The organism is Companilactobacillus bobalius, from assembly GCF_009764355.1.
Genome location: NZ_LNUA01000031.1, coordinates 272,844 through 297,343 on the forward strand (window position 1 = coordinate 272,844; position 24,500 = coordinate 297,343).

Annotated in this window: 21 protein-coding genes; 15 read left to right on the plus strand and 6 right to left on the minus strand. The window is 35.7% G+C overall.

From position 1 onward, the window contains the following. Window positions 1-130 precede the first annotated feature (130 nt). The 5 genes from ATN92_RS05810 to purB all read left to right on the plus strand — a co-directional run bounded on the left by ATN92_RS05810 (window position 131) and on the right by purB (window position 5,156). A complete protein-coding gene (locus tag ATN92_RS05810; RefSeq protein ID WP_056953645.1) occupies window positions 131-1,330 on the plus strand; it encodes an MFS transporter in 1,200 nt (399 codons plus the stop codon). A gap of 96 nt (window positions 1,331-1,426) precedes the next feature. Next, window positions 1,427-2,074: a glycoside hydrolase family 73 protein gene (locus ATN92_RS05815; protein WP_056953647.1), complete on the plus strand. Its 648-nt coding sequence runs from the start codon at window positions 1,427-1,429 to the stop codon at window positions 2,072-2,074. A 51-nt stretch (window positions 2,075-2,125) separates the two neighbouring features. After that, window positions 2,126-2,707 (plus strand): xanthine phosphoribosyltransferase, encoded by a 582-nt coding sequence (locus ATN92_RS05820; protein WP_025084874.1) that lies wholly within the window; start codon window positions 2,126-2,128, stop codon window positions 2,705-2,707. 19 nt (window positions 2,708-2,726) lie between these two features. Further along, complete coding sequence (locus tag ATN92_RS05825) at window positions 2,727-3,857, plus strand: ATP-grasp domain-containing protein (protein ID WP_056953648.1); 1,131 nt, start codon at window positions 2,727-2,729, stop codon at window positions 3,855-3,857. A 3-nt stretch (window positions 3,858-3,860) separates the two neighbouring features. Continuing rightward, window positions 3,861-5,156, plus strand: a complete 1,296-nt coding sequence (gene purB, locus ATN92_RS05830; protein ID WP_056953650.1) for an adenylosuccinate lyase — start codon at window positions 3,861-3,863, stop codon at window positions 5,154-5,156. Window positions 5,157-5,413: 257 nt separating this feature from the next. Here the strand turns inward: purB and ATN92_RS05835 are convergent, their stop codons facing one another. Beyond that, a complete protein-coding gene (locus ATN92_RS05835) occupies window positions 5,414-6,211 on the minus strand; it encodes a helix-turn-helix domain-containing protein (protein ID WP_056953652.1) in 798 nt (265 codons plus the stop codon). Between the two features lie 263 nt (window positions 6,212-6,474). Between ATN92_RS05835 and pcrA the strand changes: the two genes are divergently transcribed. From pcrA to ATN92_RS05885, 10 genes are all read left to right on the plus strand, one after another. Further along, entirely contained in the window at window positions 6,475-8,694 is a 2,220-nt protein-coding gene (pcrA, locus tag ATN92_RS05840) for a DNA helicase PcrA (protein WP_056954043.1), read from the plus strand. A gap of 14 nt (window positions 8,695-8,708) precedes the next feature. Continuing rightward, the gene (gene ligA / locus ATN92_RS05845; protein WP_056953654.1) at window positions 8,709-10,727 is read left to right on the plus strand and encodes an NAD-dependent DNA ligase LigA; all 2,019 of its coding nucleotides are present in this window, start codon (window positions 8,709-8,711) and stop codon (window positions 10,725-10,727) included. Between the two features lie 10 nt (window positions 10,728-10,737). Continuing rightward, on the plus strand, window positions 10,738-11,871 hold the full coding sequence (locus tag ATN92_RS05850; RefSeq protein ID WP_056954046.1) for a CamS family sex pheromone protein: 1,134 nt from the start codon (window positions 10,738-10,740) through the stop codon (window positions 11,869-11,871). A gap of 13 nt (window positions 11,872-11,884) precedes the next feature. Then, window positions 11,885-12,184 carry an Asp-tRNA(Asn)/Glu-tRNA(Gln) amidotransferase subunit GatC gene (gene gatC, locus ATN92_RS05855; RefSeq protein WP_025084868.1) on the plus strand — a complete coding sequence of 100 codons (300 nt, stop codon included), beginning with the start codon at window positions 11,885-11,887 and terminating at the stop codon, window positions 12,182-12,184. Beyond that, a complete protein-coding gene (gene gatA, locus ATN92_RS05860; RefSeq protein WP_056953656.1) occupies window positions 12,184-13,641 on the plus strand; it encodes an Asp-tRNA(Asn)/Glu-tRNA(Gln) amidotransferase subunit GatA in 1,458 nt (485 codons plus the stop codon). Before gatC ends, gatA begins: the two co-directional genes overlap by 1 nt. Continuing rightward, window positions 13,641-15,071: an Asp-tRNA(Asn)/Glu-tRNA(Gln) amidotransferase subunit GatB gene (gene gatB, locus ATN92_RS05865; protein ID WP_056953658.1), complete on the plus strand. Its 1,431-nt coding sequence runs from the start codon at window positions 13,641-13,643 to the stop codon at window positions 15,069-15,071. The genes gatA and gatB overlap by 1 nt, the downstream gene beginning before the upstream one ends. A gap of 12 nt (window positions 15,072-15,083) precedes the next feature. Further along, the gene (locus ATN92_RS05870; RefSeq protein WP_056953661.1) at window positions 15,084-16,094 is read left to right on the plus strand and encodes a diacylglycerol kinase; all 1,011 of its coding nucleotides are present in this window, start codon (window positions 15,084-15,086) and stop codon (window positions 16,092-16,094) included. Between the two features lie 59 nt (window positions 16,095-16,153). Next, window positions 16,154-17,512, plus strand: a complete 1,359-nt coding sequence (gene rlmD / locus ATN92_RS05875) for a 23S rRNA (uracil(1939)-C(5))-methyltransferase RlmD (protein ID WP_056953662.1) — start codon at window positions 16,154-16,156, stop codon at window positions 17,510-17,512. 554 nt (window positions 17,513-18,066) lie between these two features. Further along, window positions 18,067-18,252: a hypothetical protein gene (locus tag ATN92_RS05880; protein WP_056953664.1), complete on the plus strand. Its 186-nt coding sequence runs from the start codon at window positions 18,067-18,069 to the stop codon at window positions 18,250-18,252. A 97-nt stretch (window positions 18,253-18,349) separates the two neighbouring features. Beyond that, entirely contained in the window at window positions 18,350-18,574 is a 225-nt protein-coding gene (locus tag ATN92_RS05885) for a helix-turn-helix domain-containing protein (RefSeq protein ID WP_056953666.1), read from the plus strand. 64 nt (window positions 18,575-18,638) lie between these two features. Here the strand turns inward: ATN92_RS05885 and ATN92_RS05890 are convergent, their stop codons facing one another. The 5 genes from ATN92_RS05890 to ATN92_RS05910 all read right to left on the minus strand — a co-directional run bounded on the left by ATN92_RS05890 (window position 18,639) and on the right by ATN92_RS05910 (window position 24,391). Next, window positions 18,639-19,385, minus strand: a complete 747-nt coding sequence (locus ATN92_RS05890; protein ID WP_056953667.1) for a response regulator transcription factor — start codon at window positions 19,383-19,385, stop codon at window positions 18,639-18,641. Further along, window positions 19,386-20,729 (minus strand): sensor histidine kinase, encoded by a 1,344-nt coding sequence (locus tag ATN92_RS05895; protein WP_056953670.1) that lies wholly within the window; start codon window positions 20,727-20,729, stop codon window positions 19,386-19,388. It lies immediately after the preceding gene. Window positions 20,730-20,767: 38 nt separating this feature from the next. After that, window positions 20,768-21,655, minus strand: coding sequence for an alpha/beta hydrolase (locus tag ATN92_RS05900; RefSeq protein WP_056953672.1), 888 nt, complete (start codon window positions 21,653-21,655; stop codon window positions 20,768-20,770). Then, window positions 21,655-22,983, minus strand: a complete 1,329-nt coding sequence (locus ATN92_RS05905) for a PTS transporter subunit EIIC (protein WP_056953674.1) — start codon at window positions 22,981-22,983, stop codon at window positions 21,655-21,657. The genes ATN92_RS05900 and ATN92_RS05905 overlap by 1 nt, the downstream gene beginning before the upstream one ends. A gap of 67 nt (window positions 22,984-23,050) precedes the next feature. Then, window positions 23,051-24,391, minus strand: coding sequence for an APC family permease (locus tag ATN92_RS05910; RefSeq protein ID WP_056953677.1), 1,341 nt, complete (start codon window positions 24,389-24,391; stop codon window positions 23,051-23,053). Window positions 24,392-24,500: the final 109 nt, after the last annotated feature.

Genomic DNA, 24,500 nt, shown 5'->3' on the forward strand with positions numbered 1-24,500 from the left:
CTTTGAACTTTTAAGCTAACCCAACGGGTTAGCTTTTTTTTTACACAATTTTAAAATCTTTACTTATTATTTACAGTATTTATACATTGCTAGTCTATCATTAATATTTAAAAATTAAGGATGATAAGTAATGCAGGAGACTTGGAAGAGAAATTTTAGAATACTTTGGTTTGGTAGTTTGATAACTGGTTTAGGAAATGCAATGACCTTACCGTTTATTGTTCTGTTTATCGAAACATTGGGTGATTTCAATAGAACAGAATTAAATCTTTTAGGCGCGGCAGCCTTTTCTTTAACTTATTTGAGTAAAGCCTTGGTTTCACCACTTTGGGGAAAATTAGCAGATCTTAAAGGTAGAAAATTAATGTGTTTACGAGCGTCAGGGGTTATGACTTTTACTATTCTAATGGTTGGTCTATCTCCAAATGTTTGGTTCTTATTATTTTTTCGAGCAATGCAAGGGGCCTTTTCTGGATATATTAATAATGCCAATGCGTTAATGTCAGTTTCGGCACCCGTAAAGATTCGTGGTCGCGTGATGAGTAAATTAATTACTGGTGATATTACCGGATTATTGATTGGTCCTTTAATAGGTGGTTTTTTGGCTACAACTGTTGGCTATCGAGGAGCCTTTTTTGTTACTAGTTTTATGATGGCCGTAGTTTTTTTAACCACGTTGATTGGAGTAAAAGAAGATTTTGTACCTATTACTAAAAAAGAATTACAACCAGTTTTACCTATTATGAAGAAGATTGGTTGGCAATTCTTTTTGGCCCTATTTGGGTCTCTCTTAGCGGTTCAAGCGACAACTAATGCAATTACACCGATGATCAGTCTTTTGGTCAGAGAAATCGATTCTACTAGCAATAACTTAGTAATTATCACAGGAATAGTTTCGGCGGCACCGGGGTTGGCAACAATTGTTATGGCTGGATTAGTAGGGCGATTGATTGATAAATTGGGAGCTTTAAAAAGTATGCTGATATTTTTAACATCAGCAATTATTTGTTTGATTTTAACAAGTATGGTTCAAAATATCTGGGAATTAATAGTTCTACGGTTCGTTCTGGGAATTTCTGATGCGGCATTGATTCCGTCGATTCAGGTCCTAACCATACAAAATGTCCCTAACTCTATATTTGGACGGATTTTCAGTTATAATCAATCAGCACAGGCAATGGGAAATGTCCTAGGCCCGATGCTGGCAGCCGTAATAGCAACTGGTTTTGGATACAAGAGTATTTTTCTATTCTCTGCAATTATTGAAATTTTAGCTTTGATGGCTTGGTTGATTTATTCAAAACAGCATCAATTTAAATCAAAAATTTGAGAACCTAAATGATTTTTAAAATTATTTTTCAAATCACAAAATTTTCAAAGTTATCGGCTATAATTAGAGTTAATAAACTTAAAAGGGATAGATCAATTGCCACAAAAGAAAAGATATACAGTACACCGAAATTATCGGCGTAAACGTAGTAGAAAAAATAATAATACGACCTTAATTTTATTAGCAATTGTTGCTGTATTTGTTATCAGCTTCTTTGGATACAGGCGATATGTCCAGTACAAAAGAGAAACACAAGTTGAGATGGTTCAGCAAAGTCACGCAGCTTTCATAAAAAAGGTTTCACCGTATGCGGTCGAATTAGGCCAAACTTACGGAGTTTTACCTAGTATTACGATTGCTCAGGCTATTTTGGAAAGTGACTGGGGCTCTAGTACTTTAGCTAGTCAGTACAATAACTATTTTGGTATCAAGGGTGACGATCCTTCGAATACAAAAGTTTTACAGACTAAAGAGTATACTGATGGCCAGTGGGTAACAATCAACGGGCGTTTCCGAGTTTATTCGGATTTTCGTGAGTCAATGAGGGATCATACAAAGCTCTTGGTCAATGGTACGTCGTGGAATTCGCAGCAATACAAGCAAGTTCTACAATCGAAGGATTATATTGATGCAGCGGTGGCATTGCAAACAGATGGATATGCGACCGATCCGGGTTATACAAGTAAAATTATTCGGATTATACAAAAATATAATCTTAAAAAGTACGATGAAGGTATCAAGTGAAAAACAAAGTATGATAGACTCTAATTATTCTATTAAATAAGGGAGAACGTAATGAAGGAATTAGAAGAAAGAATCAAAAAAGATGGTCGCGTTATTGGAAAAGACGTACTTAAAGTTGATAGTTTTTTAAACCATCAAATTGACCCAATGTTAATGGAAAAAATGGGCGAAGAATTTTACGAACATTTTAAAAACGAAGGTATCAACAAGATTTTGACAGTTGAATCTTCAGGTATTGCTCCAGCTGTTATGACTGGTTTAAAGTTCCAAGTACCAGTTGTTTTTGCTAGAAAGCACAAATCTGTAACATTGAGCGACGATCTTTATTCATCAGAGGTTTACTCATTTACAAAGAAGACTTCTAACCACATTAGTATCGCTAAGAAGTATCTTTCAAGTAGTGATAAAGTTTTGATTATTGATGATTTCTTGGCTAATGGTCAAGCTGTAAATGGTTTGAATACAATCATTGATGCAGCTGGTGCACATTTGGCAGGTATCGGTATTGTGATCGAAAAATCTTTCCAAAAGGGAAGACAAATGATCGACAAATCAGGTACTCCAATTTATTCATTAGCTAGAATTACAGCTTTTGAGAATGGACAAGTGGTCTTCGGTGAAGAAGACGATTAGAAATTAAGAAGGTGGAATTATGACTTTTATTGCGCCCGGTAAAACATTAGGAATAATTGGCGGCGGCAGTGAAACTTATCTTTTTGAATTAGAGGCTAAAAGAATGGGCTTTAGGACCATGCTTTTGACATCCGAAGAAAAGGATATTGCTACACAAGCAGCTGACAGTTATTTAGTCGGTACATTAGAAGACAGTAAGAATCTAAGTGAATTGGGCCATAGAAGCGACATTCTTTTGTATATGGATGAGAACTTTGATAGTAGTGTCCTAAAGGAACTTTCGAAAAACTTTAATGTTGCACAGGGTTCGGACCTACTAGAGATTGTTCAGGATCGATATATCGAGAGAACCTTTTTAAATGATTTAAATATAAACGTTCCACCATTTTTCTCGATTGTGACAGTTGATGATATTAAACACGCAATTGATGAAATTGGTTTCCCTTGTATCTTGAAGCCAATTCAGAAGAATCAAAGGGTGTTACAACGTCATATTATTTACAATTATGAAGATGTTGAACGTGTACAAAAGTTATTAAAAGATGGAACTTATATTTTGGAAGCTTGGATCGAAACAAAGACTGAATATTCCATTATGGTAAGTAAGAGTAAGGATCAAAAAATCCATACTTTTCCAATGATTCAAGAGATTTATGATGGTGAACATCTGATGAGTTCTTTCATATATAAAAAGAACAATCCAGAAATTGAAGCGGAAATGCAACGAGTGGCTTTGTTGATAGCACAGAATATTAATTATGTGGGAATTTTTGGAATTGGTTTTATTTTGTCTGATTCTGGTGTTTTGTATGTTAAACGAATATTCCCCGGAATTAATTATTCTGCTAATGTCTATCAAGAAGCTACCGGTATCTCCCAGTTCGAATTACATATCAGAGCTATTTGTGATTGGCCAATTCCTGAGATTTTTCCAATGGTCAATGCGGCAACTTTGAAAATCATTGAAGGTATTTTGCCACAGAGTTTGGATCTACTTCAGGAAAAAGCACAATGGAAATTTAACTATTACACAGGTTTTAAAGCTAAGAATCAAGCTGACAGGGATGTCGGTTATATTTCAATTTTTTCCGATGATATAGAAGAATTAAAAAATGATATCTTAACAACTAATATTTGGAGAGTAGAATAATTCATGATTGATAGATATGTAACTGAACAAATGAAACCAATTTGGACTGACCAAAACAGATTTCAAGCTTGGCTTGAAGTAGAAATCGCTGCCGTCGAAGGATGGAGTAAAGAAGGCGAAATTCCTGCTGAAGATGCTAAGTTAATTGCTCAAAATGCTAAGTTTGATGTAGCTGAAATTGCTGAGATTGAAAAACAAACAAAGCATGATGTAGTTGCTTTTACCAGAGATGTTTCACGTTATTTAGGACCTGAAAGAAAATGGGTTCATTTCGGACTTACTTCCACAGACGTTGTGGATACAGCTTATGGATATTTGATGAAGCAAGCCAACGATATTATTCGTGAAGATCTAAATGAATTTCTCGAAGTAGTTAAACAAAAAGCTCTTGAATACAAAGATACAGTTATGATTGGTAGAACTCATGGTGTGCATGCTGAACCAACTACTTTCGGTTTAGTTTTGGCAAACTGGTATTCTGAAATCAAACGTGATATTGAACGTTTTGATCATGCCGCTAAGGGTGTTGAAGCAGGTAAGATCAGTGGTGCTGTTGGTAGTTATGCTAATGTACCAACTAATGTTGAAAAGTTTGTTTGTGATAAATTGGGTATTCGTGCTCAAGAAATCTCAACACAAGTATTACCACGTGATCTTCATGCAGAGTACATTCAAACAATGGCTTTGATTGCTACATCAATTGAAAGATTTGCTCTTGAAGTACGTCACCTTCAAAGAACTGAAGTTAGAGAAGCTGAAGAATACTTTGCTGCTGGACAAAAAGGTTCTAGTGCTATGCCTCATAAACGTAACCCAATTGGTTCAGAAAATGTAACTGGTTTGGCACGTGTTATCAGAGGACATGCCTTTACAGCCTTAGAAGACGTTCCATTGTGGCATGAACGTGATATTTCACATTCTTCTGCTGAACGTGTCATCATTCCTGATACAACTGAATTGTTAGATTACATCTTGAGAAGATTTACTAAGATCACTAAAGACCTTACTGTTTTCCCTGACAAGATGTTAGAAGATATGAATATTACTCACGGTTTGATTTACTCACAACGTGTCTTGCTCAAATTGGTTGAAGCAGGATATGCACGTGAACAAGCTTACGATATTGTGCAACCAATGACAGCTAAAGCATGGGACGAAAAGAAAGATTTCCGTACTATGCTAGAAGCTGATTCTCGTGTAACTGATAAGCTATCTGAAAAAGATTTGGATGATGCTTTCGATTATCACTGGCACTTACGTAACGTTGATGAGATTTTCAAACGTGTTGGATTAGAATAAAAACTTAATTTTTTGATGGGTTGTTAACTGCCGCCCGGAATAAAAAAGCTGATTTGGCTGGAACGTAGTGGATCGACTTGAAGCTAATAATTTTACACTTCGTGCAAAATTATGGATCTCCAAGTTCGATCTTATCCTAAGCAATAAATTGCTAAGGATAATTTCACTACTGAGCCAATCAGCTTTTTTATTCCAGGCTAGTTAGTGCGCTACTATAAAAGAATATATTTCTATATTGATTTAAAAAAATTTTGATTTTAGTTTATATTTTTTTGAAGATAAACGTCATCGAAATTGTATCTATATTTTGGTGTACCTTTTGAAAGTCTAAATCCGTAACTATAGGCTGCCTTGTAATAAGTTGATAATGTTTGAATTTCAAAATTATTTTTTTGATAACTGTATATTTGGCTATCAAATTTTTCTGGGGAAGTGTTAACATTCATACTATTCAAATTGATATCATAGATTCCCAATCTGAGTTTTATTTTTTTTACTTTTAAGATATGCTCAGCAGTTAGATAGAGTGTATTTAATATTTTTATATAAGATGAAATTATTTCTTCTCGTAATACACTTTGATTTTTTGCAAATAAATCAAAATCTCGAATGTATAATGTGTTTTCTTCAGGAACAATTACAAGATTTCCGCGAAAACTTATTCTGCGTTGATTAAAGTAATTTGAATATATGTTTAACTTTTCTCCAGCATAGCGAATATTATCGGAATTTAAGTTATTTACATAACCATAAATATCATAGTTAAATTCTATTTTTGAATTGTTATTTAAAACATTAATTCTTTTTAAGTTGTCCTCCGTAAATAAAAATTCTGGATTTAATTCAAGTTTGAATATTTCATTAAAATTTATATCCAATGCGTTGGCTAATGCCATAGCAACATAAGTTCCGGGGCGTGAATATTTATTTTCTACAATGCGCTTTATAGTCTGTCTACTTATGTTTGTTTCGATACTTAATTTACGAATTGAGATATCTCTTTTCTTTAATATGTTAGCTAAATTGTTGATAAGTATAAATTTGTCGTTTTTCATTTCTATCACCTCAATAAAATTATTCTAAATGTAAGGAAGATCCTATAACAAGACTGTAATTTTATGGACAGGGTCGATAATGTTTGTTTTGTTTGATATAAAAGGAAAACAAAAATGTATTAATTTATTAGAAACATACGTTCTAATTTCGACCGTACTTTTTCGCTCTAGCTACAAAAATTTGCTACAATATAAACAGCTATTTTAAGTTAAACTAAATTTTTTACACAAAGATTTGAGGGATTTATAAATTGGACGATACTATGTTAAAAGGTCTTAACCCTGAACAACAGGATGCAGTTAAGGCTACTGAAGGACCACTTTTGATTATGGCTGGTGCGGGCTCTGGTAAAACTCGTGTTTTAACTCACCGTGTGGCCTATTTGATTGAAGAAAAGAATGTTATGCCATGGCACGTTTTAGCTATTACCTTTACCAATAAGGCTGCCAAGGAAATGAAGGAAAGAATTGGTAAGTTACTGGATGAGTCTGCCAATGATGTGTGGGTTTCAACTTTCCACTCTCTTTGTGTAAGAATTTTAAGAAGAGATATTGATAAGATGGGCAAGCCTAAGACATTTACGATTGCTGATCCAAGTGAACAAAGAACCTTGATGAAACAAATCTTAACTAAGATGAACTTGGATCCTAAACGTTACGATCCTCGAGCTCTTTTGGGAACAATTAGTAATGCCAAAAATGAACTGCAAACTCCAGAACAATATGCTCAAGTTGCCGCTAGTCCTTATGAACAAACAGTAGCTAGTGTTTATGATGCTTATGCTAAAGCTATGGATCGTAATAATTCACTAGATTTTGATGATTTGATCATGACAACTAGTCAATTATTCGATGAGAATCCTGATGTTTTGGAAAAGTATCAAGAAAAATTCCAATATATTCACGTTGATGAATATCAGGATACTAATGAGGCGCAATATAAGTTAGTTAAGCAATTGGGTGCTAAGTATCGTAATGTCTGTGTTGTTGGTGATGCTGATCAGAGTATTTATGGTTGGCGTGGTGCTAATATTCAAAATATTATGAATTTTGAAAAAGATTATCCTGAAGCTACAACAATTAAATTGGAACAAAATTATCGTTCAACAAAAACTATTTTGAAGGCTGCTAATGAAGTTATTAATCATAACTCCAACCGTACCCCTAAAGAATTGTGGACTGATAATAATGACGGTGAAAAGATCAAATTCTACCGTGGTCAAAATGAGTCAGATGAAGCTTTGTACGTCGTTGACCAAATCAAGAGTCTACTGTTACAAGGCTTTAATTATGGTGACTTTGCGGTTTTATATCGTACTAATGCTCAATCACGTACCTTTGAAGAGAAGCTTATGCAAGCTAATATGCCTTACAAGATTATCGGTGGACATAAGTTCTATGATCGTAAGGAAATCAAAGATATTTTGGCTTACTTACGACTAATTGCTAATCATGATGATTCGATGAGTTTTCAACGTGTTATCAACAGTCCTAAGCGTGGTATTGGACCTGGTACAATTGAAAAACTACAGAATTATGCTGATGAACATGGTTGGTCACTACTTGAAGCGGCTGAGAATATTGAATTATCACCATTGGCTGCCAAACCTAGAAAAACAATTGGTCATTTTGCTAAGGTAATGGATGATTTAACAAAATTGTCTGAAACAGAATCAATGACTATTTTGATGAATCACTTATTGGAAGATTCAGGTTATGTTGATGATCTGAAGCAACAAAATAACTTGGAATCACAAGCTCGTGTGGAAAATATTGAAGAACTTCTAACCGTTACCACTCAATTTGATCAATCTTACGAACCAGACCCTGAAGTTGATGAGACTCGTTTGACAACTTTCTTGACAGAATTGTCATTGGTCAGTGATCAAGATGACATTGAGGAAGAACAGACTGAAGTTACATTGATGACTTTACATGCGGCTAAAGGACTAGAATTTCCAGTTGTCTTCTTAGTAGGTATGGAAGAAGGTATTTTCCCACTAGGTCGTTCACTTCTTAAAGAGGATGATTTGGAAGAGGAACGTCGTTTGGCATATGTTGGTATCACTCGTGCTGAAAAGAGATTATACTTAACTAATGCTTATAGTCGTACACTTTATGGACGTACGCAGAACAATCCAACGTCTCGTTTTATTGAAGAAATTAATGAGGATGCATTGGAGCAAGTCAATCCTAATGCTGGTAATCTTGGTGGTAGTAAACAAAACTATCGTCAACGTCGTCACCGTGCCGCTACGGCTGCAACTTTCACTTCACCAACTTTGAAAGCTAAAGGTGCCCAAGGAGCTGAGAAATTGAGCTGGAATGTGGGCGATAAAGTTGAACACAAGAAGTGGGGTCAAGGAACAGTTGTTAAAGTTAACGGTGAAGGTAAGAATGCTGAGTTGGATATAGCCTTTGATAGTCAAGGTATCAAACGTCTATTGGCTGAATATGCACCAATCAAAAAAGTAACTGATTAATAAGAGGTGAGAGCATGGCTGAAATAACTAAATCTCAAGCTAGTCAAGAATTAGATGAAATTCGTCCTCAACTGAATAGTTGGCGCGATGCTTATTACACAAAAGATGCTCCCGTAGTTGAAGATAACGTCTACGACAAGCTTTATAATCGTTTGCTAGAACTAGAAAAAATGTATCCTGAATTGGTTACCCCCGATTCACCTTCGCAAGAAGTCGGAGATGAGACATTACCAGATTTTAACAAGGTGACGCATGATATTCCGATGCTTTCAATGGGGGATGTCTTTTCCGAAGCCGAACTAGCAGAGTTTAATGATCGAATTGAAAAAAATGTTGGACATGAGGTCGATTATAATGTTGAATTAAAAATTGATGGCTTATCTCTTTCATTAATTTATGAAAATGGTATCTTAGTTCAAGGCTCAACTCGTGGTAATGGAACAATTGGTGAAAATGTGACGGAGAATGTTAAAACTATTAAAGACATTCCACAAAAGTTAAGCCGTCCACTTTCATTTGAAGTCCGTGGTGAGTGTTTCATGTCGAAGAAGGAGTTTTTACGTTTGAATCAGGAACGTGAAAGTCAAGGTCATCAAGTCTTTGCCAATCCTAGAAACGCTGCTGCTGGTAGTCTTCGTCAGTTAGATCCAAAAATTACGGCTTCCAGAAAATTGGATACGTTTATGTATACAATCGTTACCTTTGATGGTTTGGAGGTCACAACACAACATCAGGCCCTAGAGACATTAAAAGAACTAGGCTTTAACGTTAATCCTACAGCTCAGGTCACTACTGGTCTGAAAGGGGTCAAGGATTTCATTGAACACTATGGTGAAATTAGAGATGATCTTGATTATGGGATTGATGGTGTTGTTTTAAAAGTTGATGATTTAGCCTTGCAACGTGAATTAGGTAATACTGTAAAAGTTCCTCGTTGGGAAATTGCCTATAAATTCCCACCAGAACAAGCTGAATCAGTTGTTCACGATATTACTTGGACTATTGGGCGGACGGGTGTTCTAACACCAACTGCAGTGATGGATCCGGTAAGTTTAGCTGGAACGACTGTTTCACGTGCGACGTTACACAATGAAGATATGATTCGTCAAAAGGATATTCGCATCGGCGATACAGTTTTGTTGCATAAAGCCGGCGATATCATTCCTGAGGTTTCACAAGTAGTATTGAGCAAACGACCAGAGGATTCCGTTCCTGCTGAAATTCCTACGCACTGTCCATATTGTGGTTCAGAGTTAATTCACTTAGAAGATGAAGTGGCCTTACGTTGCATTAATCCTAAGTGTCCGGCTCAAGTTAAAGAGCAATTGACACATTTTGCTTCTCGAAATGCGATGAATATTGATGGTTTAGGACCAAAGATAATAGAACAGTTATATACGAAAGAATTAATCAAGGATGTTGCTGATTTATATAAATTAACAACAGATGATTTAGCCACCTTAGATGGTTTCAAAGAAAAATCAATTAACAATTTATTAACGGCTATTGATAATTCCAAGGCTAATTCAGTTGAAAGATTGCTGTTTGGTTTAGGCATTCGTCATGTGGGTGCAAAGGCGGCGAGAATTTTAGCTGAGCATTTTGGTGATTTAGATAGTATAATGAAGGCTTCGTCTGAAGAAATTCTTGAAGTTAATACTATGGGTGAGATAATTGCTAATAGTATTTCAACTTATTTTGAAAATGATGATGTTAAAAAGTTGATAAATGAACTAAAATCAGTAAATGTTAATATGAATTTTATTGGTAGTTCTAATTCTAATGAAACAAATAGTCATTTTACTGATAAAATAATTGTTATAACCGGAACCTTAAAAAATTATAAACGTTCACAATTATCAGAGATTTTGGAGAATCTTGGTGCTAATGTTACGAGTTCAGTTACTAAGAAGACTGATATTTTGATTGCTGGTGAAAAAGCTGGTAGCAAATTAGCCAAAGCTCAAAAATTGGGAACAGAGATTATTGATGAAACAACATTATCTGATTATTTGGATAATGACAAAGAGTAGGAGAACAGTTTTGAAAAAATTCTTAAAAACTACATCGTTATTGCTGATGTGTGCACTGCTTTTATCTGCCTGTGGTAACTTACAAAATTCGAGTTTATCATCAGGTGGTGGCGATACAAGTAAGAGTACAGTTCAGACAACATCTTCATCTGACTCAAGTAGTTACGATGTTTTGTTAAGTGGTGGAAAATATAAAACTAGCCCTATTTCAGGACTTACTGCTGCTGATAATTCTAATCAATTTAATAGTAGAAGCTTTGAAAGTGGCTTAATGAGTTTGTCGAAGAAACAATTTTCAACTAATTCATATGTTTTCCAAGAAGGTCAAGTATTGTCTGCTAGTACGGTAACTAATTGGTTAGCAAGAAAATCTAAGAAGAATTCAAGTGGTTTGAACCCTGCATCAAATGGTTCAACTGATGAAAACAAACGTGCGCCAATGTATTTCCAACAAATGTTGGAAGAAGATTACCTAACTAAACAGGATGGTAAATATAAGTTGGCAGGGATGTCGATCGGTATTGCAATGAACAAGATTGATTATTACCAAAAGAAGCAATATGGTGCTACTTACAAGACAACAATTAGTACTGAACAACAAAAAGAACAGGGTCAACGTATCGCTCAAGAAGTTGTTAAACGTTTAAGAGCTAATAAACAAGTCGGTAATATTCCGATTGTAGTTGGTTTGTATTCTGTTGCTCCAGAGGATACATTAGTAGGTGGAACATATTTCCAATATTCTGTAAGTAAGAGTGGTTCTTTGGGTAATTGGTCGACCTTAAATTATAAGAATCAAATGTTACCAACTGTTAATGGTGAAAATGCCATCAATAGTAGTGATTCAGATGCTTTCACTAACTTTAAAGATAATATTCAAGATTATTTCCCTAACTTGTCAGGTGTAACAGCTCAGGCACATTATGATGGCAATAATTTGAAGTCTATGGATGTGACTATCAATACTCAATTTGATGGTTTAGCTCAAATTACTAGTTTTACACAATTCGTACAACAAAGTGCTTCAAAGTACTTACCATCTGGAGCTGACCTAGATATTAATATTCAAACGGTTGATGCACAACAAGCTGTTGTTACTCGTACTAATGGTAAGTTCAATTCACACGTTTATAATGCAGATTAAAAAGGAGAAACTTATGATTTCAAAAGATGAAATTTTGCACGTTGCCGCATTGGCTAACTTGAAATTCGAAGATAGTGAAGTTGATAGTTTTGTTAGTCAATTAGACAAAATCGTTAACATGGAAAGTAAGCTATCTAGTGTTGATACAACAGGCGTTGAACCAACATACAATATGGGTGACACTAACACTGTCTTCCGTGAAGATAAGGGTATTCGTACTCAAACTAGAGAACAAATGCTTGAAAATGTTCCGGAAACTGATAACAACCTTATCAAAGTTCCAACGATTGTTGACAAGGAGGACGATGAATAGTGGACATCAAAAAAGAAACAATTGCTTCTTTACATGACAAATTGGTCAATAAGGATGTAACTGCTGAAGAATTAGCTAACGATGCAATTAACAAAATCAATGCTAATGAAAAGAAACTGAATACATTTATTACGGTAAATGATAAAGCTCCCGAAGCTGCTAAAAAAATTGATGAAGATGGTATTAAAGGACCTTTGTCAGGTATTCCAATTGCATTTAAGGATAATATTGTAACTAATGGTATCAAGACCACTGCTGCAAGTAAGATTCTATATAACTTTATGCCTGTTTACAGTGCCACAGTCTTAGAAAGACTAGAGGCTGCTGGTGCAGTTGATATTGGTAAAACTAATCTTGATGAGTTTGCTATGGGTTCATCTACTGAAACATCATACTTTGATACCACAGTAAACCCTTGGGACTTAAGTCGTGTTCCTGGTGGTTCTTCAGGTGGTTCTGCTGCTGCTGTTGCCGCTGGTGAAGTTGTGGCTGCTTTAGGTACAGATACTGGTGGTTCAATCAGACAACCTGCTGCCTTTAATGGTATTTTTGGTATCAAACCAACTTATGGTCGTGTTTCACGTTGGGGTGTTATCGCCTTTGCTTCAAGTTTGGATCAAGTCGGTGTACTTTCAAAACGTGTTGAAGACTCAGCAACTGTTCTTTCAGTAATGGCTGGACATGATGAACATGATTCAACAAGTTCTGAAAAACCAGTTCCTGATTATCGTGCTAACTTGAGTAAGGATATGACTGGCGTTAGAATTGCTGTTCCTAAGGAATTCTGGCATGAAGGTACTCATCCAGAAGTTCTAGAAAACGTTAATAAGGCATTAGATGCATACAAGAAGATGGGTGCTACTGTGGACGAAGTTAGTCTTCCTTCATTGAAGCATGCCGTTGAAGTTTACTATGTTCTAGCTTCTAGTGAAGCTTCATCTAACCTTCAAAGATATGATGGTGTTAGATATGGTTTCCGTGCTAAAGATGTTAAGAACATCAAAGACTTATTTGTTAAATCAAGATCAGAAGGTTTTGGTGACGAAGTAAAACGTCGTATCATGCTTGGTACTTTTGCTCTATCAGCTGGTGCTTATGATGCTTACTTTAAGAAGGCTGCCGAAGTTAGAACACTCTTCATTAATGAAATGAACGATGTCCTTAAAGATTATGACTTGATTATGGGACCTTCAACAACAACACCTGCATTTAAGATTGGTGAAAAAGTTGACGATCCATTGGCAATGTACATGAACGATATTTTGACAATCCCTGCTAACTTAGCTGGACTTCCAGCTGCCTCTGTTCCTGCAGGACTTGCTGACGGACTACCCGTTGGTCTACAAATTATCGGTCGTCCATTTGACGAACAATCTGTCTTCAATGCTGCTTATGCATTACAAGAAGAAAATAAATTCTATGAAAAAATACCAACTGCACTCAAGGGGGAAGACTAATGAATTTTGAAACAACTATCGGACTAGAAGTCCACGTTGAGTTAAAGACAAAGTCCAAGATGTACAGTCCTTCACCAGTTGCTTATGGTGCTGAATCTAATATCAATACCAACGTTATTGACTTTGGTTTTCCAGGAACATTACCAACTGTAAATAAAAATGGTTACCGTTTAGGTGTCATGGTAGCTTTAGCTTTAAATGCTGAAATTGAACATCATACTCATTTTGATCGTAAGAATTATTTCTATCCAGATAATCCAAAGGCTTACCAAATTACACAACAAGATAAGCCATTGGGTCATGATGGTTATATTGAAATTGAAGTTGATGGTAAAAAGAAGAAGATCGGTGTTGAAGAACTTCACGTCGAAGAAGATGCCGGTAAGAATACCCACGGTAACAATGGTTATTCTTATGTTGATTTAAACCGTCAGGGTACTCCTTTGATTGAAATTGTTTCAAAACCTGATATGCATTCACCAGAAGAGGCATATCAATATCTTGAAAACCTACGTAAGATCGTTCAGTTTACTGGCGCTTCTGATGTTAAGATGGAAGAAGGTTCAATGCGTGTTGATACCAATATTTCTATCCGTCCGGTAGGCTCAAAAGATTATGGTACAAAAGTTGAGTTGAAGAACTTGAACTCATTTAACCACGTTAAATTGGGTCTTGCTTATGAGGAACAACGTCAAGCTGCTATTTTGAAGCAAGGCGGACACATTGGTCAAGAAACAAGACGTTTTGATGAAAAGACTGGCGAAACATTCTTAATGCGTGTTAAGTCTGGTGCAGATGATTATCGTTACTTCCCAGAACCAGATCTACCAGATTTTGAAATTTCACCAGAATGGGTTTCAGAAATCAAGGCTAACTTACCTGAAACAGCTGCTAAGAGACGTGTTCGTTATATTAACGAATTAGGTATTCCTGAATATGATGCTGGTGTTCTTACATATACTAAGGAAATGTCAGACTTCTTTGATGAAGCAGTTTCATACAAGGCTAATCCAAAACTAGTTTCTAACTGGTTAATGGGTGAAGTTAATGGATACTTGAATGATAAGAGAATTGGTTTACTTGATACTAAGTTGACACCAGAACACTTAGCCAAGATGATTAATTTGATTTCAAATGGTACAATTTCTTCTAAGATTGCCAAAAAGGTCTTCCAAGAAACAATTAGTAATGGTACAGAACCTGAGGAATGGGTTAAGTCTAAGGGACTTGTCCAAGAATCTGATCCAGCCGTATTGAAGCCAATGATTTTGGAAATTCTTGATAATAACCAACAATCAATCGATGACTTCAAGAATGGTAAAGATCGTGCCGTTGGTTTCTTGATTGGACAAATCATGAAGCAAACACATGGACAAGCTAATCCAAAGGTTGCTAATAAGCTATTGATGGAAGAGTTAAAGAGTCGTTAGTGAGGGAAAGATATGCGTCGTGCTAGACTTATTTATAATCCAACTTCAGGTCACGAGACCATGAACAGTAATGTTGGAGACATTTTGAATATTATTGAAAAAGCTGGTTATGAGGCTAGTGCTTACCGAACTACACCCAAAAAGAACTCAGCCAAAAATGAGGCCAGAAGAGTAGCAAAGGAAGGTTTCGACTTAGTCGTTGCCGCTGGTGGTGATGGAACTATTAACGAAGTTGTTAATGGTATTGCTGATTTGGATCAACGTCCAGAATTGGCAATTATTCCTGCCGGAACAACTAATGACTATGCGCGTGCCTTAAAAATTCCACGAGATGACGTTGTCGAAGCTGCCAAGGTTATTTTAAAAGGTCAAAAATTACCAGTTGATATCGGTCAAGCAGGTAAGAAATACTTTATTAATATTGCCGGTGGTGGCTCAATGACTGAGTTAACCTATGAAGTACCATCAGCCTATAAATCTATTTTGGGTTATTTGGCTTACTTGGTTAAAGGTGCAGAGATGTTACCTCGAGTTAGTCCAGTTGATATGCACATTGAATATGACGATGGTGTTTTTGATGGCAAAGCCACAATGTTTCTAATTGGTTTAACTAATTCAATTGGTGGTATGGAACAAATTGCCCCTAATTCAGTTATTGGTGATGGAACTTTCTCTTTGATTATTGTTAAAGAAACTAATTTAAGAGATTTAGTTCATTTGATTGCTTTAGTTCTAAACGGTGGTCGCCACGTTTACAATCCTAAGGTTATTTATACTAAAACTAAGCGAATTTCTGTTCATGCGAATGATGAAAGTCGTTTGATGGTTAACCTTGATGGTGAGTATGGTGGGGATGCACCGATGGAATTTATTAATTTGCATAATCACTTAAATATTTATGCTAATGTTGATTCAATTCCGCTTAAAGCACGTGATACTCCAACGCTTAGTGAAAAAGACGCTGGCGAGAAGATTATCGAAGAAGAACGAAATCTTGACAATAAGAATAAAAATAAGAAATAAAAAAGAAATTGGGAGTGTATCAGTTTTGAACACTTCTTTTTTCTATGTATAGGTGAAAAATGGAAAAACCAAACTTAAAAAAGAATCAAAAATTAGATTTAGATATTCAAGACTTATCATACGAAGGTAAGGGTGTTGCTAAAGTTGATGACTTTACACTTTTCGTTGATAACGCCTTGCCTGGTGAAACAGTTAATGCTGTAATTACTAGAATCAATAAGAACTTCGGTTTTGCGAGAACTTTGAGTGTCTTGAAAGAATCTCCTGACCGTGTTCATGATATTGATGCTGTTTATGCACAAACAGGAATTGCTCCATTGAGTCATTTGAAGTACGACAAGCAACTTGAATTCAAACACAATCAAGTTGTAACTGACTTCAGTAAAATGGGCTTAAAAGACGTTACAGTTAATCCAACATTAGGTATGGAATCACCATTCAACTATCGTAACAAGGCTCAAGTACCTGTTCGCCAAGTTGATGGCAAGTTAACTACTGGTTTCTATCGTCGTCGTTCACATGAACTAGTACCAATGGAAAACTTCTTGATCCAAGATCCTAAGATTGATGAAGAAATCATCAAAGTACGTGATATTCTTCGTAAATACAAGGTTCGTGGTTATGATGAACAAAATCAAAAGGGTCAAATTAGAACAATCATGGTTCGCCGTGCTTACTTTACTAATGAAATGATGGTAGTTCTAGTTTCAAGAACTCGTGATATCTCACATTACAAAGATATTGCTAAGGAAATCATGGATAATCCTGAAGTTAAATCATTGTACTTGAACGTTAATTCAAAAAATACCAACGTTATTTTTGGTCAAGAAATGACACTATTAGCAGGTAAGAAGTATATCGATGATGAAATCTTAGGACATAAGTACCGTATTTCACCAAGATCTTTCTACCAAGTAAATCCAGTTCAAACGCAGAATCTTTACCAATTAGCCATTGATAAAGCTGAATTGACTGGTAAAGAAGAAGTAGTCGATGCTTATTCAGGTATTGGTACGATTGGACTTTCATTAGCTAATAAGGCAAAACACGTTACTGGTATTGAAGTAATTGAAGATGCCGTTAAGGATGCCGATCAAAATGCTAAATTGAACGGTATTGAAAATGCTGACTTTGTTGTTGGTAAGACCGAAGATGTTTTAGACGAGTGGGCTAAAAATAAGATGTCAGTTGATGTTTTGATGGTTGATCCTCCACGTAAAGGTTTGGCAAATTCATTGATGGATTCATTGAAGAACATCAAACCAAAGAAGATCGTTTACATCAGTTGTAATCCAGCAACCTTAGCACGTGACCTATCATTGTTAAGCGATACATATAATATTGGTGATGTAACACCAGTTGATATGTTCCCAATGACAAATCATATTGAAAGTGTTGTTGCTCTAACAAAGAAATAGAGTGTAGATGTGCTTAAGCTTCCGTCTTCCGCAAGAATTGAGAATGCGTTGGAACGCTATGGGCGTGACTTGAAGCTAATAATTTCACCTTCGGCAAAATTATGGATCTTCAAGATCAGCCTCATTGTAAGCGGCAAAGCCGCCAACAATGATTTCATAGCTGAACAGCATTCTCAATTCTTACTCCAGACTAAATAGTATTTCGACTATTTTTAAAGGGTGTTTATATTGACCAAAGTTAAACGGTTAATATGAACGCTTTTTTATTTATTTGTTTCAAAATTGAGAAGAAGAAATAGAACAGTTTACTAGTCCGGAGCAACAAGCTCGATTGGTCTCAGCCGTGAAATTTGACTTGGCGGGTTTCCCGCCTAGACAAAGACCTGTATTTGAGACAATTGTGAACTTCAATTGGCTCAAATCAGTGTCCACAGCGTTCCAGACCAATCGAGCTTGTTGTGGAGGACGGCATATTTCCTCAGCAAATTTATTCATAAAAGGATAAAAATCGTGTAATATTTGATTGAGGAAATTCTTAAATTAGGGATGATAAGATGAATTACATAATCGGTATCGGTGCCATGGCTTTAGGTATTTGGCAGTTAATAGTTTCTAAACAATATTTCGACAATATGAAAAAACAATCCGCACCAATGATATTTTCACTGATTGCAGTAATTTTTAGTATGCTTTTTGGGGCATTTGCTATCGTTTTTGGTGTTCTTCGAATCTTTCATTAACGTTAATCGGTAAAAATGATACGTTCATAAGTATTTTATGTTTTACTTATTATTTCTGAAATATAATGTTTTCATGATTAAGAATCGAGGGAACATTATGAAAGAATTTATATTGGATCGCAGTAATATTTTTTTAGGTGACAATTTAAGAGAATGTCGTAAGCAACGTAATTTATCAGAACGTGAAGTATCAAAAATGCTACATGTCGATATTACGACCATATCCAAATATGAACATAATACTAGGACTCCCGATATCTATATGATGATGCGGTTCGCTGACGTTTATGGTGTTAGTTTGGATACTTTAGTTGGCAGATAACATTCATTTCAAAATTAAAAAAGCCTCTCGTTTAGAGTTAGTAAAATACTCTAAACGGGAGGCTTTAGTCGTTTTTAGATATTAATTTGATTAGTTCCTTATTTTTTCTAAATGAGACTTCACAAGTTGAGCCATCGATAAAGGATAATACTCTGGTTTTACTATCGTAATTGATGGCGTTGTCGACGTTAACTAGGAATCCACGGTTGCAACGAAAGAGGTTAGGATAGTCCTCTTCGAACGTATTTAATGAGCCATTGAACTCGGCTAGTTGATATTTAGTAACGATAAAAATTCTTCCGGGTGCATCCTTATTAGTGTAAAGCATAATGACATCATCCATTAAAATAGAGAAGTAGCGACTACCAATTTTATAATCCAGCACGTTTTTTGATAAATGATTATATTCTCGTAATTCTTGTTGTGTTTTCTCAATATCATCAGTGATACTCTGTTTAATATTCTCTAAACCATTATCCTTTAAAATGTAATCCATTGGGGCAATCTTTCGTTCTAATGTTGTCAAAGATAATTCATCATGAGTTGTTATAAAAACTATTTGTGAGAGTGGAGAGTTTTGACGGACTCTTTCAGCAATTTTTAAACCGGCAATTTTATCATCCAATATTTCCATATCTAGGAAGTAAAGCGCCTGTTTCTTGGAATCGTATTGTTTGAAAAAATCATCAACAGTTCCGGCAGCTATCTCTAAAGTCATATTAGCATCGTTAATTAAAATACCATTGTGAATAAATTCAGCATATTTATTTCGTTGTAGTTCGTTGTCTTCTAGTAAGTAAATGGGGTACATTCAGTCACCTCCAACAATAATTAGTGTCATCATAAGATGATCGTGGACAGTTTTGGTTTCTAAATAAAGGTTGTCAGATTCATTAATTAATTTTCTGACATTGGCTAAACCAAATCCTGAGTGATTCTTTTTGGTCGAATAACCACTTTGGAAAATATCTTTCAGGTTAATATTTTCATTTAGGCGATTATCGATTGTAATCTCAGTGGTATTTTCGGTTTGAGTAATGGCGCAGGTAACCTCTTTGTCGGCAATTTCTTCAACATATTCGAACGCATTGTCGATCAGAATACCTAGAATACGGACAATAATCAGAACTTCATTTTCAAATTGGTAATGCTTCTGACTCAATTCCAAATGAAAGTCGATTTGGCGACTTTTAGCGATAAAGAATTTCTGAATAATAAGGCCACGAATTAAGTCGTTATCGATAGCCTGGGCTTGAGAAATATTACCCCGGCTAACCAAGGACATTTCATTTTTTTCTTTAGTAATATCACGATAATAATCCTTTAATTCTTGAGAATTACTTTGATCAACAATCGGTTTGATAGCTAACATGATATTTTGAAAATCGTGTTTAAATTTCCGAAGTTCAGTGTATTGTTGTTGCACACTGGTTAGATACTCATTCAGTTGTTTGTTGTAAGTTAACTTTTCACGAGCTTCATTTTGAATCGCAATCGCATGAACGAAAACAGTCAATTGATAGTAAGCAAAAATCAAAAGGATCGAGAAAATCAGAATTAAACTGGCTTGAATAGTGGCTGTCACGGATTGAAGATCACTAATTATCATAATAACCATGAATGAAATAAAAATTCCCAATGACAGAACTAAAACACGTTTTCCCAAATGATACTTTTCAATCTGAAGCCATAATTTGATAGTTTGATAACGGAAGTGCTCGAAAACCAAAACAACAATGAGCAAATAGAGCAAGTTGATAACTAAAGAAATTGGAATAAAGTATTCTTGATAGGTTTCCAAAAGTGTTAAGCGCCATTGATTATAGGCAATAAAGAAGAGAATTCTAGCGGAGTAGGTTCCCAAGCTAAATAGGACCAGTTCAATATTAGCTGCCATGATCAGAGCAATTGAATTTTGCATGTTGGCTCGATATCTTTTGACACACCAATTGAAAATCAAAATTGCACCAATAAAAAAGAGTACAAAAAGTTCATCAAAAAATAAACCGATGTAACCAAAGACCAAAGCCAAGGCTATATCGGCAAGAAAAAATCTGAGTGAAAATTTTCTAATAAAATAATGTTTTAATTGTAGAATTGCAAACAGCATGAAGAAATTTGCAATCCATTCAAGTTGCCAGTCTATATATACCATAAACTCATTGTATTTAAAAAAACGGGCTAATACAAGGTTTATTGCGAGGCAATAGCACTTTGTTTACTGTCAGGTGAATTAGGATTGTTGACACCATTACCAATTATGTATTGATGGAAGATAGTGATAAATTGGTTGCTGGCAATCATATCAGAATGCTGTGCTTTGTTACCGGTTAGGGTGATCAACGTGTAGTGTTTTGCCTTGCCTTCATAGATATATTTACCGGCGTCAACACTGCCTAGTGGCACAATGCCATCATCAGAATATAACTGAGTTCCGGCGATGGAATAATAAGTCATATTATTAGGTATTTTGTCCCGTTTCTTAATTAGGTCATTGAGCATTTGCGTGTGATTGGAAGTATTCTTTTCTTCAAAGTTGTAGGGTGTTCCAACGGTTAATAATTGATTGATATTTAAATTAGAGTCATTGAAGTCGTTCTCTAAAAACATCGTCCAAATCAAGCCACCATTGGAATGACCTAAAGCATTGAAACTGTTGAAACGATAGCGTTTCTTAATGGCATTGAAGGCGATATTGAACCAACGAGCTTGTTTCTTAATGTTAGAGTAACCATCTGCATTGTTTTGAAAACCAACGACGAAGAATGGTTGGGTATCATTAGCTCTAATCTTGCCACTGTAGGTAATTGAATCATCAGTATGCACTGTTAATTTTAAAAGACTATGGTGCTCTCCATATTTGTTGTTAACCGTTTTGACCAAATCATCGAAACGATTAGCTGAAGCACTACTACCAGGAATCATGATGATTGGTGTCATTGGTGAATTATAGCGACCAGCTAAGGTTGTAACGTTCTTTCGAGTCCAAATATAGGATGGAATTCCTAAAATAATGAAGAACAGTAACATGGCGACTAGATATTTAAAGTTTTTATTTTTTCTTAAAGTACGTGTATGCATTAGTTAACACCTTCTTCAAGACTAAGGTTATCAAGTTCTTTAACCTTAATAGCCATTTTGACAAATGGAATATAGATGTAGACGGAAATGACGATAGTTAAAATAGAGAATATTAGAGCCTGCCAGCTACCGTTTGTCCCAATGAAGGCAATTAGTGGTCCTGGGGTTCCAATTGGCACAGGGTAGACGCTAGGCGGCATTAAACGCAATTGAATTGCTAAGGCGGCCATGGTCATATTAGCAACGGGTGCCAAGATGAATGGAATCAAAAAAATGATATTAAAAAGAATTGGTATACCGGTCATCAAGCCACTGCCAATATTGAAGAGACTAGGAATAATGGCCCAACGTGCTACAGTTTGAAAATCTTCATCCTTAGCAACTATTAAAATGGCGATGATTAAGCCTAAAACGGCACCGGTTCCGCCGAAAGTAGCAAAGGCATGATACAGAGCTGAACTGGTAAAGGGATTAGGAGTATTCCATGCTGTATGTTTATTTAAAGCGTAATTTAGATTAACAGTTGAAAGTGTATCCATTTTTTCAGTACCAGCAGATGAATAAGTTCCAGACCAGCCGAAGAATGACATGACTAAAGTATAAATAGAGAAAATGAAGGTTTTGAATAGTTGACCTAGAGGGCTCTTTGAGGTGTACTCGGAAGCTAAGGCATTAATGTAATTGCCAGGAGCCTCAGCATAGTAGGTGACATTAATTAAGGTACTAAAGAGCATTGCAATTAATAGTGAGACAATGATTGGTTTAGCAGAAATAAAGGAACGCTCAATAACACTTGGTGCGCCGCCCAGTTTTACATAATCGGGTACGGGACGACTGGTTTTTTTAAAAATCCATCCAATAGATATGCCTAAAATGATTGCCAAAAGTAATCCACGCATGCCTAATATTTGGGGATGAAATGAGAAGGTTTGGACTTTGGAATAAGTATAATCGATGATTAATAAGGAGCTCACACCTGTGATACCGGCTAATTGGTCATCACGATTGAAATGCTTGGCGGTATATTTGGCCGCTCCAAAGATGGCAATTACTGAGATCCAACCTAAGGACAAGTTGTATAAGCCGGTGGCAATGTTATCAATTTGTCGATAAATAAAGTCGTTACTCAAGTCGGGAAAGACATCAGTTAAAAAGCCTTCCTTACCAATAACGACGGTTTGAATTATTTTGACAAAACTCCCGAATAAAGCAAAGGGAAAGATTAAGAGCAATGTGCGTTGAATCACACGATAGATAAAGAACTTTTGAAGTTTGAGGGTTCCTAAAATTAATTTTTCTTCGAGTTTATTATTGAATTGAATTCTCATAAAAAACACCTGCATTGACTCGTTATATATATCAGGAAAAGTATAACGCAAATAAAAAAAGCCGCCATCATAGCGACCTCTTTTTATGGAAATAATGAATATAGTAAACTGGCAAACCTAATAGAGTAATTCCAATTCCCATTGCAGCCAAACCTGGTTGACGGAACAAAGTAGAAATAATGATGTAAGCTCCACCCGCTAAGGCAATAATTGGTGGAATTGGATAAAAATTAATTTTATATGGACGTGTTAGTTCAGGTTCTTTCTTTCTTAAAATGAAGACTCCGATGAACATCATCATAGAAAAAATCCACATAACGAAAACTAACATATCGGTTAAGTAATCGAAACTACCCATGAAAATCATGATAATAGCGATGGCTGTTTGTACTAAACCGGCATTAGCAGGGACACGTGTATTCTTAGTTAATTTACCAAAGAATTTTGAGAAAACAATTTCATCATCACTTCCCAAAACATAAGGAACACGTGCACCGGTCATTGTATAACCGTTAACTGATCCGAAAACGGAAATAAGAATACCGATAGTAACAATTTTTCCACCGATTTCACCAAAGATACGAATAGCTGCTTCAGAAGCAGCGTTCTGATTTCCTGGAATTAAGTGGAATGGTAATTCCTTGATGAAAACAAAACTGATTAGAACGTAAATCAATGTAATAGCGAATAGTCCAACAATAATTGATTTAGCCAAATCTTTTTCAGGACGTTTCATTTCACCAGCTAGACTACCGACATTCATCCAACCGTCAAAGGCAAACATGGTTGCTAACAGTCCGCCACCCAGCGAAGACCAAAAGTTAGCATGACTACCAGAAGTAATTGGAAAAAGTGAAACGGAATTGCTTGAAGGTGTGAAAATACCTACAACAATGATTAAAGCGATTGGAATTAATTTAGCAATTAAGGCAATTGTTTGAATTCCACCACCAACTTTAGCACCTAGTAGATTAACTACATAAAGGAAGATAGCTAATGAAATGGCAATAGGTATTTGCCAAACTGAAGAGATGTTGCATAGATTCATGACTTGTGTAGCAAAGATGATCGATAAAGCTGAAATTCCTGCTGGGTAATAGATGACCGATTGTGCCCAAGCAAGTAGAAAGGCCGGAACCTTTCCATAGATATATTCGATGTATTTGTAGATACCACCAGCAACCGGGATGGCTGAAGCTAATTCAGCAACTGTCAATCCAGCATTGATAGTAATAAAACCAGCAAGTAACCAAACGAAAATGGTTAAACTAGCACTCCCAGTGGCTGCAGTAACACTGGAGATTTTAAAGAATACTCCACCACCGATAACGAGCCCCATTACCGTTGATAGTGCTGGAAAGAAACCAAGGTCTCTTTTCAGACTGAAGTTATCTGTTTCCTCGTTCATAAAACAAAACTACCCCCTCAAATGGTTTAAATTGCAATTATATACCATATTGATAGAATTCAGGTACTTTTTTAGTAGTAATTGCGCTTACATATAAGTAAAATTAAGG